The 2,738-nt window shown below is 38.9% G+C and carries 4 protein-coding genes; all 4 read left to right on the plus strand.

Going from position 1 to position 2,738, the window contains the following annotated elements; all coding sequences use genetic code 11:
- Nucleotides 1-114 precede the first annotated feature (114 nt).
- The 4 genes from L655_RS0100275 to L655_RS0100290 all read left to right on the plus strand — a co-directional run bounded on the left by L655_RS0100275 (nucleotide 115) and on the right by L655_RS0100290 (nucleotide 2,604).
- The gene (locus L655_RS0100275; protein WP_024603700.1) at nucleotides 115-519 is read left to right on the plus strand and encodes a hypothetical protein; all 405 of its coding nucleotides are present in this window, start codon (nucleotides 115-117) and stop codon (nucleotides 517-519) included.
- Between the two features lie 2 nt (nucleotides 520-521).
- On the plus strand, nucleotides 522-809 hold the full coding sequence (locus L655_RS0100280; RefSeq protein ID WP_033011054.1) for a hypothetical protein: 288 nt from the start codon (nucleotides 522-524) through the stop codon (nucleotides 807-809).
- Nucleotides 810-947: 138 nt separating this feature from the next.
- Nucleotides 948-2,258, plus strand: a complete 1,311-nt coding sequence (locus L655_RS1000000126185; protein ID WP_024603702.1) for a protein rep — start codon at nucleotides 948-950, stop codon at nucleotides 2,256-2,258.
- Nucleotides 2,259-2,349: 91 nt separating this feature from the next.
- Complete coding sequence (locus L655_RS0100290) at nucleotides 2,350-2,604, plus strand: hypothetical protein (protein WP_024603703.1); 255 nt, start codon at nucleotides 2,350-2,352, stop codon at nucleotides 2,602-2,604.
- Nucleotides 2,605-2,738 lie beyond the last annotated feature (134 nt).

The raw sequence follows: 2,738 nt of genomic DNA on the forward strand, positions 1-2,738 counted from the left end.
AATAGTCATTATCGTAACCTATTTCATAATATCCACCTCAATATTGACTTGGTAAAGAATCTAAGCTAGATTCTGGCCTGACGTAACAAGAATCTAAATTTATAGGAATGTATTATGAAATCACTAAACCAATTAGCGTCGAAGATTATTGATGATTTATATATCGAGGAAGCTATGAGAAATAACCCACCTGAAGAAGTAACGCCATATCATAAACGTAAAATCTCTTTAACAGCACCAATAACAACGGTTTCCATGTTTGATGCTATTGCTGCTCGCTTTGGTAAAACACGTATTGAGCTATTAGAACCCGCTTTAGAACTTTATGCAGAGCAACTTTTCCTTTCCCTATCGGACAGCGATAGAGATTCTCTATCAGTAGAAGTGGATTCTGTAATCACTGAAAGTCTACCTGAAGGTATTGAAATGCGAGTCGTTAATGGTGCTGGTTCATTTGAAAATGAGTGTGCCGAATGGCGCGGTTTAAATGCATCTTTTAAAAGTTTTAATAAGGAATAATTATGAGCATGCTTACTTTGACAGGTCAGTTAATAAATATTTTTGAAAGTCCAAAAGGTGTTAAGGATGAAAAAGAATATGGTGGCCAAGACAAAATTCAGATACTGGGTGACGTGGTTCTCCAGAACGGCGAAAGTCGAAATGACCTTATAACTTTAACGACACATGACAAACAATTGTTTGAAGGCCTTAAGGGTAAATCCATTAGAGTACCGGTATCAGTTTTTGCAAATGGTAAATCTATTACTTACTTCATTCCAAAAGGCTCTAAGCCTACGGCTGCACACTAAAAACACAGACCCCCAAAAGAGAGAGCGACAGGCAAAAGCTTGCCTTTGCCGTCCTCACTCTTGGGGGTTTTTTGCAAGCTCTGCTTGCCTTACTTGATACATAGAAATAAAGTGTGGATATTAAGGATAAAATAACAAATGACAGACATAAAAAAACCCTCACTAGATTCAGCTTTGGCGGGCGACTCTAGCAAGGGCTTCAACGAAATATGTAATTTCTCTGGTAGAGTGCAACGCTACAGCGAAGCAAAGTCCAGACAATTACAGATATTAAACCATGTTCGTGGTTTAAGCCAAGGGGAAAAAGCAAATTTTCAACTTCATTCCCTTTTGAACTTCGAGAAGCTACAAAGCCAACTGTGTAGTTGTGGTAATTATCTGGTTTTTCACCAGTATCACACTGTGGGACAAGTGCGTCTTGCAAAAGCTAGTTTCTGTAAGAATCACTTAATGTGCCAATTGTGCGCCATCAGGCGTGGCGCTAAGCAAGTTCAGGGGTATTTAGGTAAGTATGAGCAGGTTGTAGCTAAAAACACCGCCTTGCGTCCTTACATGCTCACCTTGACTGTTAAAAATGGCGAGTCACTACCAGAGCGCTTCGACCATCTTCAAAACTCTGTGAGAAAACTCTTACAACGTAGACGAGATTTTGTAAGCAAAGGTCTTGGTAAAACTCAACTTGGCAAGTCTGATGGTGGTGTATTTAGTTATGAATTAACTAAAAGTAAATCTGGCTGGCATCCCCATTGTCACATGGTCGTTATGCTTGACCCTGAAAACCCTATCGACTTCCCTTTCGATACCCGACCTCAAAAATATAATAAAGAAGCCTGGTCTAATCTTTCTCCCCTGGAGAAGAAAAACGAAAAGGCTTTATGGCAAAAATGGGGGGCTGAGGCTTCAAACTCTGCTCTTGCAAAAGAGTGGGAGAAAATCACAGGCGATAGCAAAATAGTAGACATTCGACCTATCGAGGGCGACCCCGCTCAAGGTTTTGTAGAAGTATTTAAATATGCACTTAAGTTTTCAGACCTGAAACCTAAAGAAAATATAGAAGCTTATTCTTACCTTAAGGGTAAAAGGCTAACTGGTAGCTTTGGATGTTTTTGGGGTGTAAAAATCCCTGAAAAAATGACCGATGATCTTTTAGAGGATCTTCCTTACATAGAACTTTTCTATAAATACACTAAGGCGGGTTACTCTCTCCAGTCGGCCATACCTAAGACTGAAAAAAGTTACAGTAATCAAGATAAGGAAATTTTAAGTCGCATTGGCTCAGGTTCTTCACCTTTGCCTAAGATTGATAGTGTTTTTAATAATCACGGCTTTTTAAATTCCATAATTCAAACTGTAGCTGATATTCATAACGACCCTAATTTTAAGGGTTCAAGGGAGGGGCCCGTTTTACGGGAAGGTGACTTTGAACTTTTAAAATTAAAGGAGAGTTGAAAAGTTAGTCAATAAGTGATCTGATAGGCATGTCAGGTAGAGCGGTAACTCTTACCTGACACTAACACAAACAACTTTCTAGGAGTTATTCATGTCTAAGCAAGATACTAACAATGTTGATCTAATTACTACAGCCGAAAATATAGAAAACCTATTAACTGCCCTTACTGGCCTTACTGCTTTCTATGATACTGACCCATCAATACACAGCCTAATATCACTTTTAGTTAATGAAGCTGAAAACTTAAATATGATTGTTATGCTTTCTAAAGCTATTCCTCAGCAGTCCATTGATATGGGTTTATTAAAGGGCTTGCCCTTTAATGTAGGCCACATAAAAAACTAAATTCATACACTGCTTTCAACTGGCCGCGACCCGCGAAGCGGCCTTACTAAATTTGAAAACAAGAACCCGCGCAGCCATGCGCCCCTGATAAACATTTCTTTAGTTACGAAAATAGTCATTATCGTAACCTATTT

It is taken from the genome of Pseudoalteromonas sp. TAE79, assembly GCF_000498015.1.
Taxonomy (GTDB): domain Bacteria; phylum Pseudomonadota; class Gammaproteobacteria; order Enterobacterales; family Alteromonadaceae; genus Pseudoalteromonas.

Bases quoted from the DNA above. Each gene is read 5' to 3' on its own strand.
- L655_RS0100275 (WP_024603700.1), top strand. From the start codon at position 115: ATGAAATCACTAAACCAATTAGCGTCGAAGATTATTGATGATTTATAT.
- L655_RS0100280 (WP_033011054.1), top strand. From the start codon at position 522: ATGAGCATGCTTACTTTGACAGGTCAGTTAATAAATATTTTTGAAAGT.
- L655_RS1000000126185 (WP_024603702.1), top strand. From the start codon at position 948: ATGACAGACATAAAAAAACCCTCACTAGATTCAGCTTTGGCGGGCGAC.
- L655_RS0100290 (WP_024603703.1), top strand. From the start codon at position 2,350: ATGTCTAAGCAAGATACTAACAATGTTGATCTAATTACTACAGCCGAA.